This is a genomic window from Albidovulum sp. (genome assembly GCF_049646345.1).
Taxonomy (GTDB): Bacteria; Pseudomonadota; Alphaproteobacteria; order Rhodobacterales; family Rhodobacteraceae; genus Albidovulum.
In genome coordinates this window covers 1-1917 of sequence record NZ_JBARVQ010000199.1, presented here as the reverse complement: position 1 = coordinate 1917, position 1917 = coordinate 1, and the positions used below count along the sequence as shown (strand labels likewise).

The 1917-nt window shown below is 62.8% G+C and carries 4 protein-coding genes; all 4 read left to right on the top strand.

Annotated features, from left to right (window positions below; genetic code table 11):
- Positions 1-221 (top strand): hypothetical protein (locus WBB85_RS04830; RefSeq protein WP_432637491.1); only part of this gene is annotated, 221 nt, incomplete at its 5' end.
- Positions 218-421 (top strand): hypothetical protein, encoded by a 204-nt coding sequence (locus tag WBB85_RS04825; protein ID WP_432637492.1) that lies wholly within the window; start codon positions 218-220, stop codon positions 419-421. The genes WBB85_RS04830 and WBB85_RS04825, both read left to right, overlap by 4 nt.
- The gene (locus tag WBB85_RS04820; protein WP_432637490.1) at positions 418-984 is read left to right on the top strand and encodes a hypothetical protein; all 567 of its coding nucleotides are present in this window, start codon (positions 418-420) and stop codon (positions 982-984) included. Before WBB85_RS04825 ends, WBB85_RS04820 begins: the two co-directional genes overlap by 4 nt.
- On the top strand, positions 981-1917 hold a 937-nt coding region (locus tag WBB85_RS04815; protein ID WP_432637489.1), incomplete at its 3' end, for a dihydroorotase. The genes WBB85_RS04820 and WBB85_RS04815, both read left to right, overlap by 4 nt.

The window sequence follows — 1917 nt, the reverse complement described above, 5'->3', positions numbered from 1 at the left end:
CGATGGCTGAAAGCAAGGCATTTATTTACCAGGCAATGAGCAAAGTGTTTCGTCTGGCTCCGGTGGTTCGGCTGGTCAAAAAAGCGCCGTCTCCGATAACATTGAGAAGTTTCATCACAGGGTTTGACGACCGCGAGTTGCGCATCGGAACTCCGTTGCAGCATATGCCAACCGAACGCATCTTTGAGGTCACAACACGCGGATGGGAGGCTGCCCAATGACCACCCTCCTCACCAATGCCCGCCTGATCGACCCGGAGGCAGGAACCGATACGCTCGGCGCGGTGCTGGTCGAAGACGGTGTCGACGGCACCTGTCGCCACAGAGGACCGCGACCGACCGGGGCGGGAGCGGGAACCGCGCCCGCCTGGGGGCGGGCGGACGCGGTCCGGTCCGCAAGCGGACCGGAGGTGCGGGTTTGACGGACATGGAAACCGAAAACTGGCGCCGCGTCCTGAGCCCGAACGAACGTGTGCTGATTCGCGTTCCGCACCCCACTCGGGTTGAAAACCTGAAAACGCTCAGAGTGATCGCACTGGTTGCAACGTCCGGATTTGCCGTGGCTCTATTCGCCCTCCCCTTGCGCGGCGCAGGAGCATGGTCATTGGCCATGACAGGCATGGCGGTCGGCCCCTACCTGTTTGTCCTCTGGCTGCGCAGCACCAAGACGCACTTTGTCCTGACGGAAGAACGCGCAGTTAGATTTGTTGACGACAGAATTACCGACGAATTTCCGTGGAAGGACAGCGAACGCCCGATCCTGCTCGCTCGTGGCAAACCTGTATCCGATGCCGGTTCGGCAATGGAACAACACACAGCCACGACAAACGTACTCCTGAGACTGCGCTTAAAACGGCCATTTTCTTGGAAACGTTCTTTCCTTGGTGGCAACAGCCGCATTCTGCCGATCCCGAATAGATCGGACGGCCCGACGGCACGGGAAATTCTGGAAGCATCGCAAAGCGCATGGGAGGCCGCCCAATGACCACCCTCCTCACCAATGCCCGCCTGATCGACCCCGAGGCCGGAACCGATACGCTCGGCGCTCTCTTGGTCGAGGATGGCGTCATCGCGCGCATCTTCGACACGCCCGACGGTTTGCCCGACAAAAGTCCGACACTTCGCCGACAGGATGCCGACGGCAAATGCCTCGCCCCCGGCATCGTCGATCTCGGCGTCAAGATCGGCGAACCGGGCGAGCGGCACAAGGAAAGTTTCCGGTCGGCGGGCCTTGCCGCCGCCGCTGGCGGCGTCACCACGATCATCGCCCGGCCCGATACCGATCCGGCCATCGACGACCCCGAAACGCTCGAATTCGTCACCCGCCGCGCGGCCGAGGCCTCGCCCGTCCGCATCCGCCACATGGCGGCACTGACCAAGCACCGCGAAGGGCGCGAGATGACCGAGATCGGGTTCCTGCTCGATGCCGGGGCCGTGGCTTTTACCGATTGCGATCATGTGGTTACCGACACCAAGGTATTGGCCCGCGCCCTGACCTATGCCAAGTCGCTGGGTGCCCTTGTCATGGGCCATCCGCAGGAACCGATCCTCTCGATCGGGGCCGCCACGACCTCAGGCAAGTTCGCCTCGCTTCGCGGCCTGCCCGGCGTCAGCCCGATGGCCGAACGCATCGGTTTCGACCGCGATATGGGCCTCGTCGAGATGACCGGGGTGCGCTACCATTTCGACCAGATCACCACCGCCCGCGCCCTGCCCCCGCTGGAACGCGCCAAGAATAACGGCTTCGACGTAACCGCAGGCACCTCGATCCACCACCTGACGCTCAACGAATTCGACGTCGGCGACTATCGCACCTTCTTCAAGGTCAAGCCGCCCCTGCGCAGCGAAGACGACCGGCTGGCGGTGGTCGAGGCTGTCGCCTCGGGCCTGATCGACATCATTTCGTCGATGCACACGC